The following is a 16149-nucleotide window of genomic DNA, read 5'->3' as shown; positions in this document are numbered from 1 at the left end:
CGTGCCATGACCACCCAGCGGCCCGCCACGCGCACGCCGGTCAGCCACCTGCCGCTGCACGTCGGGCGCGGCGCGCTCATCGGTGCCGCCGAGGTCGTGCCCGGGGTCAGCGGCGGCACGATCGCCCTGCTCACGGGCGTCTACGAGCGGCTCATCGACACCGCCGGCCACACCGTCACGGCGGTCCGCCGGCTGGTGACCCGGGACGTGCGCGGCGCCCGCGAGCAGCTCGCGCAGGGCCACTGGTCGCTCGTGGTGCCGCTGCTCGCCGGGATGCTCGTCGCCGTCGTCGTCGGGGCGTCGGTGCTCGAGCCGCTCATCGAGGAGCACCCGGTGGGCTCGCGCGCCGTCTTCGCCGGCCTCGTGCTCGCGTCCATCTCCGTGCCGGCGCTCATGGTCGGCCGCGCGTGGACGGGACGGCTGGTGCTCCTCGCCGTGGTCGCCGGCGCCGCGGCCTTCGTGCTCACGGGCCTGCCGCCGGCCTCGGCCGCCGACCCGGCGCTGCCCGTCGTCTCCCTGGCGGCGGCGGTCGCGATCTGCGCGCTCGTGCTCCCCGGCGTCTCGGGCTCGTTCCTGCTCGCGACCGTCGGCCTGTACGAGCCCACGCTGGAGGCGGTCAACGACCGTGACCTCGCCTACCTGGGCGCCTTCGCGCTCGGCGCGGCCGTCGGCCTGAGCCTCTTCGTGCGGCTGCTGCAGCACCTCCTCTCGGTCCACCGCGCGACCACCCTCGCGGTGATGACGGGCCTCATGGCCGGGTCGCTGCGGGCGCTGTGGCCCTGGCAGACCGAGGACCGGACGCTCATGTCGCCCGACGGCGACGTGCTGCCCGTCCTCGGCCTCGCGGCCCTCGGCGTCGCCCTCGTCGTCGTCCTGCTGCTGCTCGAGCGCGCCGCCGGCGACCACGTCGTGGCCGCCGTGGACGAGCCGTCGGGCTCCTCGAGCCGCTAGACGTCCCAACTAGCCACCCGAGCGGGGGACGTACCGCAGGTCCAGCGGTGGCCGCGGCGCCCCCGCGCCCAGGCGCTCTGGCGCCGGCACGCCCTCCGGCGCCGCCGCGAGCAGCCCCGCGACCGCGTGCTGGGCCCGACGACGCTGCCCGGGGCTGGCCCACGGCAGCAGCGGGGCCTCGTCGACCGGCAGCCGCAGCAGGTCGCGCAGGTCCCGCTCCCCCGCGCCGGTGCTGCCGGGGGCCAGCGCGGCGGTGACCTCGGCAGCCGCGCCCTCCAGCAGCGGCAGGGTGGCGCGCAGACGTGTCCACCGGTGGCGCTCCCACCCCGTCCACCCGTCTGCCCCCGTGGTCGAGAATCGCTCGCGCAGAGCAGCCCCGGCGACGCGGCCGCGCTCGGCGAGCCGGACGACGGCCTCGGGCGGCATCCGCAGGTCCAGCCCGCCGTCGCCAGGGTCGACCTCCACCTGGGCCACCCGGTCGCGCACCGTGGGCAGCGGCAGCTGGACCGTGTCCGCCCAGTCCACCGCCGTCGCCAGCACGGCACGCAGGAACCGCCAGGTGCTGCCGGGCGGACCGGCGAGCGGGTGCACGACGGGCGCCCGCGCGTCGTCCTGCGGGCCGGGGTCGCCCGGGTCCAGCGGGCCTGCCCCCGTGGGCCGCCGACGCAGCGTGACCCCGAAGGTCGGGCGACGCGGCGCCGCCACGTCGAAGAGGTTGACGGGGAAGTTGCTCGTGATGCCGCCGTCGGTGAACCAGAGCGTCCGGGTCGGCAGCGGACCGACGCGCCGCAGCACCTCGGCGACGTCGTCGTCCGTCCTCCCGCCGCCGGTCGCGAGCACCTCCTGCGCGGCGGCGCGCAGCCGCACCAGCGCCGCCGCCTCGCCCCGCAGGGCGTGCAGGGGCACGGCGCTCAGCAGCAGCGGGTAGCTGAGGCTCATGCGGACGGCGAGCGCGACCGGCAGGTCCGAGGCCGCAGGCAGCGGCGCCAGCGGCGCCACCGCGGCGTCGAGGGCCTGCCGGACGAGCCGCGCCGTCGGGTCGGCCGGCAGCGGCGGCGGGCGGTCGAGCAGCGCGGCGACGACGCGCTCGGGCAGCAGCCGCCGCAGCTCCTCCGGGTCGAGGTAGGAGGTCGGCAGCTCCGGGGCCGCGAGGTCGACGGGCAGGGAGACCGGACGGCCGAAGACCACGGACGTCGCGACGACCCGCAGGTCCACCGCCGCGTCCGGTGGAGGGGAGGCGAGGCCACGCGCCGCCGGACGGCCCGGCCCCGCCCACAGGTGACCGAAGGTCAACGGCCCCTCGTCGTCCGGCAGGCCCGCCGCCTCGTCGATGACCTCGACGAGCCAGGGCGTGAGGGTCTGCGCGGGGTCGTCCGGACGTGTCCCTGGGCCGCCCGGCCCCGCCGTCGGCGCGGGCATCCCCGTGACGACGCCGTGGAAGGCCCGCGGCACCTCGACCCGCAGCGCCCGCAGGTGCACGGCGGCCGCGCCGGCCAGCCCGCCCAGCACCAGGGCCACCACGCCGAGGACGACGACCACCACGGCGGCCACCCCGGAGGCACCTGCTGACCCGGCGAGGACGAGCAGCACCCCCGGCACGAGGCCCAGGAGGACCCGCCAGCCGCCGCCCGGCGCCCGCAGGGCCGAGGACAGGGCGGTGAGCACGACCCGCCACCACCCCCCGCCCCGCCGGGCCCGCAGCACCGCGAGCAGCAGGGCGAGCAGCGGCGCCGTCCCGGCCGGCGCCTCGAAGAGGGACGCGAGGCGTGAGCGGCCCCCGCGCTCCTGCGCCAGACGGCCCGGGACCTGCGCCAGGACGGGGAAGCCCCCTCGCCCGGTCGCGCCCCCGTCGCGGCCGTGCTCCGCGGCCGCCGCCGCGGCAGCGGCGACGGCCCCGGCCGAGGTCCCGCCCACGCTGACGAGCCGGTAGCGCAGCGCCAGCTCGCACACCGCCCAGGGGTAGACGACACCGCTCGTCACCCCGCCCCGCATGACGACGTCGCAGGTCGCGCTCGGCGCGGCGTAGGACCGGCGCGAGGTGAGGTGCGCCGGCACGGACGTCGGACCCTGCTCGCCGTCGACCGCGCCGCCCTCGACCACGCGGGGATGCTGGCAGGCGGCACCGACGGCCGCCACGCCGGACGGCAGGGACCGGGGCCGACCGACGGCGCCGGACGCCCACGTGCCCGGTGCCCACGTGCCCCGTGCCCGGTACCCGGTGCCCACGTGCCCGGTACCCGGTGCCGACGTGCCGGGAGCCGGCGCCCCTGCCACCGTCGTCGGCCGCGGGCGGAACGCTCGCCGGGACCGGACGGAGAGGTGCTCGTGGAGCAGGACGTCGTGGTCGTCGCGCTGGCGGTGCTCGCCTTCTCCCTGCTGGCCGGCCGCCTCAGCGGCTCCGTCGTGACGATGCCCATGGTGTTCACGGCCCTCGGGCTGCTCCTGGGCCCGGGGATGCTGGGCGTGCTCGACCTCCAGGTCGGCGACGAGCTCGTCAGCGTCCTCGCGGAGGTCACCCTCGTCGTCGTCCTCTTCACGGACGCCTCTCGCATGGACCTGCGCACGGTGCTGCGCCACCACGGCCCGGCGCTGCGGCTGCTCGGGCTCGGGCTGCCGCTCGCCATCGCGGCGGGGACGGTCGTCGGGGTCCTGCTGCTGCCCGACCTGCCCGTGGCGGCCGTCGCCCTGCTCGCCGTGACGCTCGCCCCGACCGACGCCGCCCTCGGCCAGTCCTTCGTCAGCGACGTCGTCCCGCCCCGGGTGCGCCAGACGCTCAACGTGGAGAGCGGCCTCAACGACGGCCTGGCGGTGCCCTTCCTGACCGTGGCGCTCGACCTCGCCGCCCGCGACGCCGGGTCGGTCGGCGGGTACGTCGTCCTGCTGCTGCAGCTGGTCGGTCTCGGCGTGGGAGTCGGGGCCCTCGTCGGCTGGCTCGGCGGGCGCCTGCTCGAGTGGAGCTCCGGCCGCGACTGGGCGACGGAGACGACGCAGCGCCTGGCCACCGTCGCCCTGGCCGCGCTGGCCTACGGCGGCGCCGAGCTGCTCGGCGGCAACGGCTTCGTCGCCGCCTTCGCCGCGGGCCTCGTCGTCGGCACGAGCGCCCGCTCGCTCCTGCCCCGCACCACGGAGTTCGCCGAGGCCGAGGGCCAGCTGCTCACCCAGGTGACCTTCCTGCTGTTCGGGGCTGTGGTCGTCGCCGACGTCCTGGGGGCGCTCGACTGGCGCGTCGTCGTCTACGCCGTCCTCAGCCTGGTGCTGGTACGGCCGGTCGCCGTGGTGGTCGCGCTGCTCGGCAGCGGCCTGCGGCGCAGGACCGTCGGCTTCGTCGCCTGGGCCGGTCCGAGGGGACTGGCGTCGATCGTGTACGCGGTGGTCGTCGCGGACGCCGGCGTCCCGGGCGGTGACGAGGTCTTCGCCGTCGCCGCGACGGCCATCCTGCTCTCGGTCGTCCTGCACGGGACGACGGCAGCCCCGCTCAGCGCCCGGTACGGCGCCTCGATGCAGGGGGTGGAGGGCCCCGCCGTCGAGCACCGGACGGCGGGGCACCTGCCCCTGCGGCTGCCGGCGCGCCAGTCGGGCGACAGCTCGGCCTGAGCGGGGGTCGCGTCATGCCGCGCGGCGGCCTCGGCGGCGGGCGGCGTCCGTCGCCACCGCTGCATGCCCGGGACCGGTGCTGCACCGCGCCGGTCGGGCTCGACGCGCCGGGCCCTCAGGCCGTGCGCGCCCGCAGCGAGAGGCGGCGCGAGGCGAGCAGGAGGCCGGCGCCGGCGAGCAGGACGGCGAGGCCGAGACCGCCGCCGACCGCCAGCTCGCCGCCCGTGCGGGGCAGCGTCGTGACGACGGTCGTCGGCGCCGTCGACGCCGTGGTGGCGCTGGGGGTCGTGGTGGCGCTGGGGGTCGTGGTGGTGCTGGGTGTCGTGGTGGTCGTCGTGGTGGGGGTCGTCGTCGAGCCGCTCGTGGTGAAGGTGTCGAGCACGACGAGACCGGGGGTGGTCGGGGTGGCGGTGCTCGACCCGGCGGTCGTCGCTTCGAGGCCCGTCGTCCCGGTCGCCGACACGGTCGACGCCACATCCGTCGACCCCGTACCGGTCGACCCGGCGGTCGACATGGTCGTCGACGTCGCGGCGGCCACCGTCGAGAGGTCCTGCGGGAGGACGGTCGAGGACGTGGTGTCCTCCGCGGCGTCCGCGTCCTCCTCCGTCGCGATCTCGGGAGAGGTGCCGCGCGCCGGCTCGCCGTCGACCTCGGGGGCCGAGGGGTCGACCGCAGGCTCTTCCGCGGCCGGGGGCACGTCAGCCACCGGCTCGCCCGGCAGGGGCTCGGCCTCGGGCGAGGGCTCCGGCTCCTCGGCCGGCAGGGCGCTCACGTGCAGCGTCACGGAGTCGCTGGTGAGCCCCTCGGCGTCCACGACGACGTAGCTCGCCTCGACCTCGCCGGGCTCGACCGGGAGCGTGACGACGAGCTCGACGTCCCCGGCCTCTGACTCCTCGACAGCCAGCAGGCCGTCGGCGCCCTGGCCCGGCTGCGGCCGGACGGCGTCCAGCGGGACGCGGACCTCGCCGCCGGCGGGGGCCTCGACGTGCACGGGCACCCAGACGGAGACGGCCGGGGCAGGCGCCTCGGCCTCGTCGGCCGTCGTCGCGGGAGCCTCCTGCTCACCGACCCCCTCGTCGCCCGCCTCCGCCTCGCCGGCCTGCGCCTCGCCGGCCTGCGCCTCGCCGGCCTGCTCCTCGCCGTCCTGCGCCTCGCCGTCGTGGGGGGCGTGCAGCTCGACGAGCTCGAAGGTGACGCCGTCCTGCTCCGGGGCCTCGCCCGCGCCACCGTCAGCGGCGCTGGCGGACAGGCACATCAGCGTCACACCCAGGCCCGGGACGAGCAGGGCCAGCGCGGCGGCGCGGCGCGCGAGGCGGCGCAGGCCGGGGCGGGACGTGGTCATCGGGTGCTCCTGGGGACGGCGGGACGGTGCCCCCCTCCATCGGCAACCACCACCCGGAGACGACGCTGCTGCGGCGCCGTCACCCGCCCGGCCGCACCGACGACCCGGCCTCACCGACGACCCGGCCTCACCGACGGGGGGCCGCCTCCTGCCGCGCGTGCCGCGGGGCGTCCCGGCCGTCCTCTGCCCCGGAGTCCGTGGCAGCCGGCGACGCGTGCCGCGCCCGTCCGGGGGCGACGACGCCGTCGGACCCGCCGAAGGAGCTCGGGCCGGTGAGGGCCGACTCCGCGCCCACCTCCGCGACGACGGCCTGCTGCGCCGGCGCCGCCTGGCCGGTGCCGTCACCGGCCGCGCGCTCCTGCAGCCCGGAGCCGCCGCGCAGCTCCAGCTGAGGCAGGAAGGCCATGACGAGCACGGCCGCGGCGACGACGACCGCGGCGATGAGCAGGACCGTGTCGATCGACGTCGAGAAGCCCACGCGGAAGGGCTCGGCGACGGCGTCGGGCAGCTCGGCGATGAAGGAGGTGTCCGCGAGCGCCGCCTCCCCGGTCGGCGCCTGCTGCAGCGCCGCGGCGAGGGAGGGGTCGGCGGCGACCGCGTCGGAGACGGCCGTGGAGATCTCGCCGGGCAGGCGGGAGAAGAGCACCGAGAGGAACACGGCCGTGCCGATGGTCCCGCCCATCTGCCGGAAGAAGGTGACCGACGACGTCGCCACGCCCAGCCGGCTGGGCCCCACGGCGTTCTGCACGGCCAGGACGACGGGCTGGAAGTTGAAGCCCAGGCCGAGCCCGAGGGCCACCATGAGCGGGACGAGCTGCCAGTAGGGCGTGTCGGCCGCCACCACCTGCGAGAGCCCGAGCAGCGACCCGGTGAGCAGCACGGCGCCGGTGACGGGGAAGACCTTGTAGCGCCCCGTGCGCGAGATCACGACGCCCGCGCCCATGGCGCCGGCCATGATCCCCAGCACGAGCGGGACCATCTGCAGCCCGGCCTCGGTCGGGCTGGAGCCGCCGACGACCTGCAGGTACTGCGGCAGGAGGAGCAGGCCGCCGAACATCGCCATGCCGACGAGCACGCTGCCGACGCCGCCCACGAGGAAGGTCCGGTTGGCGAAGAGCGCCAGCGGGAGCAGCGCGTCGTCGCCCATCTTCCGCTCGACGACGACGAAGGCGACCAGGCCGGCGACCGAGAGGGCGTAGCAGACGAGCGCCGCGGTGCTCGCCCAGCCCCAGGTGCGCCCCTGCTCGGCCACCAGCAGCGCCGGGACGAGCGTGAGCACCAGCGCGAGAGCGCCAAGGACGTCGATGCGGTGCTGGCGGCGCTCGTGCGGCAGGTGCAGCACCCGGAAGACCACGAGGAAGGCCAGCAGGCCCAGCGGGACGTTGACCCAGAAGATCCAGCGCCACCCCGCGACGCCGAGCAGCTCGCCCCGGCCGGCGAGGAAGCCGCCGATGACGGGCCCCAGCACGCTGGAGGTGCCGAAGACGGCCATGAAGTAGCCCTGGTACCGCGAGCGCTGCCGGGGCGGCACGATGTCGGCGATGATCGCCAGGGCCAGCGACATGAGCCCGCCGGCACCGACGCCCTGCAGGGCGCGGAAGCCGGCCAGCTCGTACATCGAGGTCGCGGTGCCGCACAGGGCTGAGCCGACGACGAAGACGGCGATCGCCAGCAGGTAGAAGGGCCGCCGCCCGTAGAGGTCGGAGAGCTTGCCGTACAGGGGCGTGGAGATCGTCGAGGTGATGAGGAAGGCCGTCGTCGCCCACGCCTGCAGGTCGTAGCCCTGGAGGTCGTCGGCGATGGTCCGGATGGCGGTCGAGACGACGGTCTGGTCCAGCGCCGCGAGGAACATCCCCAGCACGAGCCCGCCGAGGACGGTGAGCACCTGGCGGTGGGTGAAGCCGCCGTCGGCGCCGGCCGGCAGGTGCTGCGCCGGCCCGGCGGGACCTCCCCGTGCGAGCTGCGGGCTCGGTGACGGCGTGCGGGACGTGGCGGCAGGACTGGTGCTCATGGCGACCTCGGGCTCGGGCGGTCAGGCCGTCGGCGGGCGGCCAGCGAGAAGGATAGTTACCTGCAGCACTGGATTGTTCCGGGTCGTCGGGCAGGCGCCCACCGGTTTCCCCCACCCGGGGGAGACGACGTCGTCCGCCTTCCCTAGGCTGTGCTCCACCCTGCAGAGGTCGGAGCCCCTGCACGCGGCCTGGAGCTCGACGACGCACGAGCACCCGACCCGCGCACAGCCGTACGCAGCCCTCGGGCTGAACGCCCTACCAGCACCCGTCGCGCCCGGAGGAGTCCCATGACCACCACCGCCACCTCGGCGCCGCCCCAGGGCCGCACCGCGGGCCGCCCCAAGGTCGTCGTGCTCGGCGCGGGCTTCGCCGGCCTGTCCGCCGTCCGCGAGCTCAAGGGCGTCGACGCCGACGTCCTCCTCGTCGACAAGAACGGCTACAACACCTTCCAGCCGCTGCTCTTCCAGGTGGCGACGGGCGGGCTCAACCCCGGGGACGTCACCTACTCGCTGCGCTCCTTCACCGGCGGCCGCAGCCGCGTGCGCTTCCGCCAGGGCACGGCGACCGGCGTCGACGCCGAGGCCAAGGTCCTGCGGATGGCGGACGGCGAGGACGTCGCCTACGACTACCTGCTCATCTCCTCCGGCATCGCCGCGAACTACTTCGGCATCCCGGGGGCCGAGGAGCACACGCTGACGATGTACACCCGCAAGGGCGCGATCGAGGTGCGCGACCGGCTCCTCACCGCCTTCGAGCGCGCGGCCGAGGACGGCGGCGCCGAGGCGCCCTGCGTCGTCGTCGTGGGCGGCGGCGCGACCGGCACGGAGATGGCCGGTGCCATCGCCGAGCTGCGCAACACCTACGTCGCGCAGTCCTTCCCCGAGCTCGACCCCTCGCGCGTGCGGGTGGTCTGCATCGAGATGCTCGACTTCGTCCTCGGCCCGTTCGAGGACTCTCTGCGCCAGTACGCCAAGCGCTCGCTGGAGGAGCGCGGCGTCGAGCTGCGCCTGGGCTCGGCCGTCGCCGAGGTGCGCGAGGACGCCGTGGTGCTCAAGGGCGGCGAGGAGATCCCCTCGGCGCTGACGGTGTGGACGAGCGGCGTGTCCGCGCCGAAGTCGCTGTCGGAGTGGGGTTTCCCGCAGGGCCGAGGTGGGCGGCTGCAGACCGAGCCCGACCTGCGGGTCCAGGGCAGCGACTCCGTCTTCGCCGTCGGCGACGTCGGCGCGGTCGACGGTGACCCGCTGCCGCAGCTCGCGCAGCCGGCCATCCAGACGGGCAAGCACGCGGCCGCCAACATCAAGCGCCTCGTCGGCGGCCTGCCGACCGAGCCGTTCTCCTACTCCGACAAGGGCACCATGGCCATCGTCGGGCGGATGTCGGCGGTGGCGGACGTCAAGTGGCCCTTCGCCGGCAAGTTCACCGGCGCGATCGGCTGGTTCATGTGGATGGGGCTGCACATCGCCCTGCTGCACTCCTTCCGCAACCGGGTCACGGCGCTGGCGGGCATCGTCAGCCACTACGTGAGCCGGTCGGCCCAGCAGAACGTCATCCCCGGCGAGCCGCGCTCGGTGCCGCTGAAGGGCCGCCAGGCCTCCGACACCCCGCCGGCCGAGCGGGACGCGAAGCTCGAGCGCCAGGGCGGCAGGGCCGCCTGAGAGAGGCCGCCTGAGGGGACCGCCCGACGGCTGGTCGACCCGACGCCGACGGCGCCAGCGCCCGTCAAGGTCGTGCAGCGCGCCGCTGGCGCTTGCGCGCGCACATCTGCACGTCCGCCGTCGCCCACGTGGAGAGCACGTCCTGGCCGGGAGTGCAGGCCTCGGCGGCGACGGTGGCGCGGACGCCGGCGTCGGCCAGGGACCGGCGGAGCCGTCGTTCGAGCGCCGAGGCCCCGGTCCGGGCGGCTCCGATGGCCAGGACGGCGAACTCGTCCCCGCCGGTCCGGGCGGCGACGTCGTCGGGGCGGCAGGCGGCGGAGATGACGCGGGCGGCTGCCCGCAGGAGGTCGTCCCCCGCGAGGTGACCCTCGGCGTCGTTGACCCCCTTGAGGTCGTCGAGGTCCAGCACGGCGATGACGGCGCGCTCACCCGCCCGGCACCGCTCCTGCGCCCGCGCCACCGCGTGCTGCCATCCGCGCCGGTTGCGAAGGCCGGTGAGGGCGTCCACCTCCGCGAGGGCGTGGGCGACCTCGAGCGCGGCCCGGGCTGCCCTCTCGCGCCGGTCCGCCGCGAGGGCGGCGGACAGGAGCGCGGCGACGGCGTCCACGCCTTCCGTCGCGTGCGCGTCCGCTGGTCGCGCGCTGCCGTGGAGGACGCCGACGACCGAGCCCTCGGCGAGCAGGAGTCGCTCCACCGGCGCGCTGACCAGCGCCCGGGCCGACGGTGATGGCGCCGCCACGGGCTCCTCTAGCCGCGTGAGCGCCCACGCGCTCGAGGGGACGAGGCGGCGCAGCAGCACGAAGGCGTGACGGGTGGTCGCGTCCCAGCCCGGCTCCGGCGAGCGGCCCTCCGGCGGCTGGACCGCCCCTGCACGGGAACGGCTCGTCGCGGTGGCCGCGTCAGGTCCGACGACGCGACGCCCTGCGCTCTCGTCCGCAGCTCCCAGGCCCGCGTCCATCTGCCCCCCCCCCGCAGGGTCGACGGTCGACCGCCGGGTCCGGGGCGGGGTCCGCACCGGCGGACCACGGGCAGAAAGTACGCCTGAGGCCACGGACCGACAAGGGCCGGCGGCGACCCTCTGGTGCCGGCCCGTCGGGCGGGTGCACACTCGTCGGTGAGCCTGCGGGTGTCGCCGCGGCGACGTCGAACGAGCGAGGGTCCGGGGCGGGGCACGCATGACCTCTCACCGCACGCGCCAGATCCTCGCCACCCTGCTCGACGGGGACCCCCAGCCCGGCGGCCTGCCGCACGAGCTGGCCGCGTGGAGCTCACGCAGCCTCCCGGTGTCGGGCGCCGGGATCGTCGTCATGGTGGCGCACCAGCCGGCCAGCACCGTGGCGGCCACGGACAGCGTCGCGATGGGGCTGGAGGACCTGCAGTTCGTCCTCGGCGAGGGACCCTGCGTGGAGTCCTCCGTGAGCGGCAGGTCGGTGCTCGTGCCCGACCTGCTGCGCGTGGACGCCGACCGGTGGCCGGCCTACGCCAACGGCGCCCTCGACCTCGGCGCGCGCGCGCTCTTCGCCCTGCCCCTGCGCGTCGGGGCGATCCGGCTCGGCGTGATGGACCTCTACCGCGAGAGCCCGGGGCCTCTCCTGGACGGCGACCTCGCCGAGGCGCTGGCCTTCGCCGACGCCGCGACAGCGCTCCTGCTGCACCTGCAGGCGCAGGCCGAGGCCTCCACCTCCGGCGACCCGGCCTCGCCGTTCGAGCTGCACGACGGCCGGGCCGAGATCCACCAGGCCACCGGGGTGATCGCCGTGCAGACCGGTCTGTCGCTGGCGGTCGCCCTGGTCGTGCTGCGATCGCGCGCGTACGCGCTGGACCGACCGGTCCTGCAGGTCGCCCGAGAGGTGCTGGCGGGCACCCTGAACGTCTCGAGGGGGGAGCCGTGATCGGCCGCCCCCGAGCGCCGGGCGGGCGCCGGCCCGCCCCGCCGACACCGGCGGGCGGCACGCGGCACCACCAGCACCCCGACACGTGGGAGGACAGACGATGAGCCGGCAGCAACGGATCGCGGAGGTCTTCGTCGAGCTGGCCGACACCCTCGTCGACGACTTCGACGTCGTCGAGTTCCTCACGATGCTCACGGAGCGGTGCGTCGAGCTCCTCGACGCCGACGCGGCCGGGCTCATGCTGGCCGACCAGCGGGGCAACCTGCGGCTGGTCGCCTCGACCGCGCACGAGTCGCGCCAGCTCGAGGTCTTCGAGCTGCAGTCCGACGAGGGCCCGTGCGTCGAGTCCTTCCGGACGGGGCGTCAGGTGCTCAACCTCAGCACGGCCGACACCAGCCGGCGCTGGCCCCGCTTCGCCGTCGCGGCGCAGGCCGCCGGGTTCAGCAGCACGCACGCCCTGCCGCTGCGGCTGCGGGGCCAGGTCCTCGGCGGGCTCAACCTCTTCACCCGCGAGGAGCGGCGTCTCAGCGAGGAGGACACCTCCGTCGGGCAGTCGATGGCCGACATCGCCACCATCAGCCTGCTGCAGGAGCGCGCCCTGGACGAGCAGACGCGCCTGTCCGAGCAGCTGCAGAGCGCGCTGGCCAGCCGCATCGCCGTGGAGCAGGCGAAGGGGGTGCTCGCCGCGCGTGCCGGCCTGTCGATCCCGGAGTCCTTCGACGCGATGCGCCGCCACGCCCGGCGCCACGGCCGCCCGCTGTCCGCCGTCGCCGCCGACGTCATCAGCGGCGCGCTCGGGCCCGAGGAGGTGCTGGCAGCCCCGCAGGCCCCCGGTCGCGGGGGCCGTCGTCGGCGCGACCCGGCGCCGGGCTGAGGGGTCGCCCTCCCGCGAGAAGATGTCGCGGTGAGCGCCACCCTCGTCGCCCGCGGCCTCGGCGCCGGCCACGCCGCCCGCACGCTGTTCTCCGGCCTGGACCTCGTGGTCGCCCCGGGGGACGTCGTCGGGCTCGTCGGCGTCAACGGCGCGGGCAAGTCGACGCTGCTGCGGGTGCTCGCGGGCGTCGACGAGCCGCAGGAAGGCTCGGTCACGACGACGCCGCCCACCGCGGCGCGCGGGTGGCTGCCGCAGGAGGTGGAGCGACGCGACGGCGAGAGCGTGCTCGCCGCTCTCGCCCGCAGGACCGGCGTCGCTGCCGCGCAGGAGGCGATGGACGCCGGGGCGGCCGCGCTCGCCGACGGCGAGCCGGGTGCCGACGACGCCTACGCCGAGGCGCTCGAGCGCTGGCTCGCCCTCGGCGGGGCCGACCTGGAGGAGCGGGCGGACGCCGTCCTCGCCGACGTCGGCGGCGGGCTGGGCCTGGGCGCCACCATGACTGCGCTCTCCGGCGGGCAGGCGGCCCGCGTCGGCCTCGCCGCGCTGCTGCTGTCCCGCTTCGACGTCGTCCTGCTCGACGAGCCGACCAACGACCTCGACCTCGACGGCCTCGCGCGCCTCGAGCGGTTCCTGCACGAGCAGCGCGCCGGCGTAGTGCTCGTCAGCCACGACCGGGAGCTGCTCTCGCGCACCGTGACCCGCGTCGTCGAGCTGGACCTCGCGCAGCAGCAGGTGGCCGTCTACGGCGGCGGCTACGACGCCTACCTCAAGGAGCGGGCGACGGCGCGCCGGCACGCCCGCGAGGCCTACGAGGAGTACGACGACCGCCGCGCCGCGCTCACCGAGCGGGCCCGGACCCAGCGCGGCTGGCTCGCCAAGGGCGTCCGGGACGCCGTCAAGAAGAAGAGCGACCCCGACAAGCACATCACCGCGAAGGCCCGCGAGGGCTCGGAGAAGCAGGCCGCCAAGGCCCGGCAGACCGAGCGGATGATCGAGCGGCTCGAGGTCGTCGACGAGCCTCGCAAGGAGTGGGAGCTGCGGTACGAGATCGCCGCGGCGCCGCGTTCCGGCGCTGTTGTCGCGACGCTGCGGGGCGCGAGCGTGCGTCGTGGCAGCTTCACGCTCGGGCCGCTGGACCTGCAGCTCGACGTGGGCGACCGGGTCGGCGTGACCGGCGCGAACGGGGCCGGCAAGAGCACGCTGCTCGGGATGCTGCTGGGCCGCACGCCGCTCGACGAGGGCTCGGGCGGTCTGGGCTCCTCGGTCGCGGTCGGGGAGGTCGACCAGGCCCGCCGCTCGCTGGAGCGGGCCGGCTCGGCTCCGACGGTGCTCGAGGCCGTCGCGGCGCAGGTGCCCGACCAGCCGACCGCGCAGGTGCGCACGCTGCTGGCCAAGTTCGGGCTGCGCGCCGAGCACGTGCTGCGCCCGACGTCGTCGCTCTCCCCCGGCGAGCGCACCCGCGCGGCGATGGCGCTGCTGCAGGCTCGCGGGGTCAACCTGCTGGTGCTCGACGAGCCGACCAACCACCTCGACCTGCCGGCGATCGAGCAGCTGGAGGCGGCGCTGGAGGCCTACACCGGCACGCTGCTGCTCGTGACGCACGACCGGCGGATGCTCGAGGCGGTGCGGCTGACCCGGCGGTGGGTCGTGGCCGGCGGCAGCGTCACCGAGACCTAGGCGCCACGGCGATCGGCTCCCTCGAACGGGTCAAGGAGTGCGGCACGGCGGCCGATGGTCCGGGGACGCCGACCACAGGAGACGCACCGGCATGCCTGGCCCTCGCACCGCCCGCACCGACCCGCCTCGGCGGACCCGCCGTCGCCCGTGGTGGCGCCGGCCGGGCGCTGCTGCGCTGGTGCTGAGCCTGCTCGCCGGCCCCCTGCTCGCCGTCGTCGCGGCGCCGTCGGCGTCGGCGTCCATGAGCGAGGCCTTCACCCGTCAGTTCTCCGCCAACACCAACGGCGACGTGCTGCTGGTCGGCAACACGCTGATGACCTGCCCGGACAGCTCGGGATGCACTACCGCACGGGCCGGCACGGGCGGCCCCCTCAACAACAACGACCACGCCATGCGGCACGTCGACGTGGACGGCGACCCGTCGACCTTCGCGTCCTCCTCCGCGGACCTCGTCCTGCCCACCCAGGGCACCGTGCTGTTCGCCGCGCTGGCGTGGAGCGCCCGGACCACCGCAGGCGCGGGTGGTACCGCCCCGCCGACGCCGTCGGCCATCGGCACCGTCAAGCTGCGCACGCCCGGGGCGAGCGGGTACACCTCCCTCGCCGACCCCAGCCCGGCGTCCGGGGACGCCGGCGCCTACCAGGGCTTCGTCGACGTCACCGACCTCGTGCGCGCGGCCGGCTCCGGCACCTACACCGTCGCCGACGTGCAGGCCGCGACCGGCAACGACCGCTACGCCGGCTGGTCGCTCGTCGTGGCGGTCGCCGACCCGACGGCGCCCGCCCGCAACCTCACCGTCTACAAGGGGTTCGGCAGCGTCTCGACGTCGGCGGGCACCTCGCTCGACATCCCGGTCAGCGGCTTCCTCACCCCGGAGCAGGGAGCCGTCACCACGACCCTCGGCACGGTCGTCTACGAGGGCGACCGCGGCTTCTCCGGGGACAGGCTGCAGGTCCGGCGCGAGGGCGCGACCGACTTCGTCGACGTCTCCGACGCCCAGAACCCGGTGGACAACGTCTTCAACTCCACCATCAGCGCCCGGGGCAGCCTCGCGACGCCGCCCCGCTCCCCCCGGTACGCCAACCAGCTCGGCCTGGACATCGACACCTTCAGCGCGGACGGGCTGCTCGGCAACGACGACACCTCGGCCACGCTCCGGCTGACGACGACGTACGAGACCTTCTACCCCGGCGTCGTCACCTTCGTGACCGACCTGTACGAGCCGCAGCTGGAGGGGTCCAAGACCGTCGAGGACGTGGACGGCGGCCTCGTCGAGCGCGGCGACGTGCTGCGCTACACGGTCCCGGTCTCCAACACGGGCCTGGACGCCGCGATCCGCTCGCGCGTCGTCGACGCCGTGCCCACCGGCACCACCTTCGTCCCGGGCTCGATCCGCGTCGGCGCAGGCTCGTCCTTCTCTGACCTGGTCTACACCGCAGCCACCGACGCGGACGGCGACGACCTCGGGCGCTACCGCACCGGCGAGCACGGCGGCGTCGTCGAGGCCTTCGTCGGCGAGGGCGCCACCCCCGCCGAGGGCGGCCGCGTCCCGACCGCCTCGGGGGCAGGGCCCGGCGAGCGCACGCACTGGGCCCTGAGCTTCGACGTCACGGTCGACGGCACGGTCGCCGACGGCGCGCGCCTGCTCAACATCGCCCAGCTGACCTTCCGGGGCGGCAGCACCGGGACGGCCTCATCGGTCAGCTCGAACGACGTCGTCGCCGCCGTCGACGGCACGGCGCCCGGCGGCGTCCCGGCCACCGCGCCGGACGTCGTGAGCCTGCGCCCGAGCACCGCGAACCCGTCCGTGGTCGTGCCCGTGCTCGCCAACGACGAGCCCGGGCTGGAGCTCGTGGGCGTCACCGACGTCGGGAGCGGGACGGTCGGCTGGAGCGCGGGCGGCAGCACCGTCACCTACACGCCCGCGCCGGGCTTCGCCGGTCGCGACTCCTTCACCTACACCGTCCGCAACGCCTCCGGGGCGACGGCGACCGAGGTCGTCCACGTCGACGTGGTCAACGAGCTGCCGGTGGCCGCCGACGACGCGGCGAGCACGCACTGGCGGTCGTCCGTCCTCCTCGACGTGCTCGCCAACGACACCGACCCCAACGGGGACGCCCTGACGCTGCTCTCGGTCGCCGCCCCCTCCCGC

11 protein-coding genes are annotated in these 16149 nt (G+C 76.1%); 7 read left to right on the top strand and 4 right to left on the bottom strand.

Features of this window, described 5'->3' with window-relative positions:
* The first annotated feature begins 6 nt into the window (after positions 1–6).
* Entirely contained in the window at positions 7–951 is a 945-nt protein-coding gene (locus WDV86_RS09930) for a DUF368 domain-containing protein (protein WP_339567463.1), read from the top strand.
* A gap of 9 nt (positions 952–960) precedes the next feature.
* Here the strand turns inward: WDV86_RS09930 and WDV86_RS09925 are convergent, their stop codons facing one another.
* Positions 961–3051 (bottom strand): hypothetical protein, encoded by a 2091-nt coding sequence (locus WDV86_RS09925; RefSeq protein WP_339567462.1) that lies wholly within the window; start codon positions 3049–3051, stop codon positions 961–963.
* Between the two features lie 225 nt (positions 3052–3276).
* Here WDV86_RS09925 and WDV86_RS09920 point away from each other — a divergent pair, with 225 nt between their 5' ends.
* On the top strand, positions 3277–4545 hold the full coding sequence (locus WDV86_RS09920) for a cation:proton antiporter domain-containing protein (protein ID WP_339567461.1): 1269 nt from the start codon (positions 3277–3279) through the stop codon (positions 4543–4545).
* A 115-nt stretch (positions 4546–4660) separates the two neighbouring features.
* Here WDV86_RS09920 and WDV86_RS09915 read toward each other — a convergent pair whose 3' ends face one another.
* Together WDV86_RS09915 and WDV86_RS09910 are read right to left on the bottom strand one after the other, a co-directional pair.
* Positions 4661–5887 (bottom strand): hypothetical protein, encoded by a 1227-nt coding sequence (locus WDV86_RS09915; RefSeq protein ID WP_339567460.1) that lies wholly within the window; start codon positions 5885–5887, stop codon positions 4661–4663.
* Between the two features lie 127 nt (positions 5888–6014).
* A complete protein-coding gene (locus WDV86_RS09910) occupies positions 6015–7898 on the bottom strand; it encodes an MDR family MFS transporter (RefSeq protein ID WP_339567459.1) in 1884 nt (627 codons plus the stop codon).
* A 288-nt stretch (positions 7899–8186) separates the two neighbouring features.
* On the opposite strand from WDV86_RS09910, the gene WDV86_RS09905 reads away from it, so the two are divergent.
* Complete coding sequence (locus WDV86_RS09905) at positions 8187–9554, top strand: NAD(P)/FAD-dependent oxidoreductase (RefSeq protein WP_339567458.1); 1368 nt, start codon at positions 8187–8189, stop codon at positions 9552–9554.
* A 64-nt stretch (positions 9555–9618) separates the two neighbouring features.
* Here the strand turns inward: WDV86_RS09905 and WDV86_RS09900 are convergent, their stop codons facing one another.
* The gene (locus tag WDV86_RS09900; protein ID WP_339567457.1) at positions 9619–10512 is read right to left on the bottom strand and encodes a GGDEF domain-containing protein; all 894 of its coding nucleotides are present in this window, start codon (positions 10510–10512) and stop codon (positions 9619–9621) included.
* Between the two features lie 217 nt (positions 10513–10729).
* Here WDV86_RS09900 and WDV86_RS09895 point away from each other — a divergent pair, with 217 nt between their 5' ends.
* From WDV86_RS09895 to WDV86_RS09880, 4 genes are all read left to right on the top strand, one after another.
* The gene (locus WDV86_RS09895) at positions 10730–11446 is read left to right on the top strand and encodes a GAF and ANTAR domain-containing protein (RefSeq protein WP_339567456.1); all 717 of its coding nucleotides are present in this window, start codon (positions 10730–10732) and stop codon (positions 11444–11446) included.
* Positions 11447–11546: 100 nt separating this feature from the next.
* Positions 11547–12320, top strand: coding sequence for a GAF and ANTAR domain-containing protein (locus WDV86_RS09890; protein WP_339567455.1), 774 nt, complete (start codon positions 11547–11549; stop codon positions 12318–12320).
* A 30-nt stretch (positions 12321–12350) separates the two neighbouring features.
* On the top strand, positions 12351–13997 hold the full coding sequence (locus tag WDV86_RS09885) for an ABC-F family ATP-binding cassette domain-containing protein (RefSeq protein WP_339567454.1): 1647 nt from the start codon (positions 12351–12353) through the stop codon (positions 13995–13997).
* Between the two features lie 91 nt (positions 13998–14088).
* A partial coding sequence (locus tag WDV86_RS09880) for an Ig-like domain-containing protein (protein ID WP_339567453.1) occupies positions 14089–16149 on the top strand: 2061 nt, incomplete at its 3' end.

The organism is Pseudokineococcus sp. 1T1Z-3 (assembly GCF_037482365.1).
GTDB lineage: Bacteria > Actinomycetota > Actinomycetes > Actinomycetales > Quadrisphaeraceae > Pseudokineococcus.
Note: the sequence above shows the minus strand (reverse complement) of the source record. Positions and strands in the feature narration are given on the sequence as shown.

What these genes read in the sequence shown, in the direction of transcription:
- WDV86_RS09890 (WP_339567455.1), top strand. Translation starts at nt 11,547, where the DNA reads ATGAGCCGGCAGCAACGGATCGCGGAGGTCTTCGTCGAGCTGGCCGAC.
- WDV86_RS09900 (WP_339567457.1), bottom strand. Translation starts at nt 10,512, where the DNA reads ATGGACGCGGGCCTGGGAGCTGCGGACGAGAGCGCAGGGCGTCGCGTC.
- WDV86_RS09905 (WP_339567458.1), top strand. Translation starts at nt 8,187, where the DNA reads ATGACCACCACCGCCACCTCGGCGCCGCCCCAGGGCCGCACCGCGGGC.
- WDV86_RS09910 (WP_339567459.1), bottom strand. Translation starts at nt 7,898, where the DNA reads ATGAGCACCAGTCCTGCCGCCACGTCCCGCACGCCGTCACCGAGCCCG.
- WDV86_RS09915 (WP_339567460.1), bottom strand. Translation starts at nt 5,887, where the DNA reads ATGACCACGTCCCGCCCCGGCCTGCGCCGCCTCGCGCGCCGCGCCGCC.
- WDV86_RS09930 (WP_339567463.1), top strand. Translation starts at nt 7, where the DNA reads ATGACCACCCAGCGGCCCGCCACGCGCACGCCGGTCAGCCACCTGCCG.
- WDV86_RS09895 (WP_339567456.1), top strand. Translation starts at nt 10,730, where the DNA reads ATGACCTCTCACCGCACGCGCCAGATCCTCGCCACCCTGCTCGACGGG.